The sequence below is a fragment of the Methylobacterium nigriterrae genome, assembly GCF_037106235.1.
Lineage (GTDB): Bacteria > Pseudomonadota > Alphaproteobacteria > Rhizobiales > Beijerinckiaceae > Methylobacterium > Methylobacterium nigriterrae.
In genome coordinates, this window is sequence record NZ_JBAWTG010000793.1 from 1 (window position 1) to 280 (window position 280).

Annotated in this window: 1 pseudogene; it reads left to right on the forward strand. The window is 73.6% G+C overall.

The window, feature by feature from the left end:
• Positions 1 to 280, forward strand: a pseudogene (locus WDW90_RS39190) (hypothetical protein); the annotation flags it as partial.

The window sequence follows — 280 nt, forward strand, 5'->3', positions numbered from 1 at the left end:
TCGTGGTCCGCGCGCGCGCCGCACCGGACGCGGCAACGCCGGCGAGGCTGCCGCGCCTCCTCGTCGCCCTCGCCATCCTGGGATACGGCACGACGGCCTACGGCCTGTTCTGGCTGCGGGCCTTTCCGGTCTCGGGCGACGCGCAAACCGCCTTCATCAACGCCCGGCCGGACGTCGATCACGCCCTGCGCGCGGCCTATCGCTGGGTGGGCCGACACCTGCCGGCCGACGCCGTGCTGCAGCACAACCCGACCCTGCCGCGCGCCTTCGATTTCGGTCT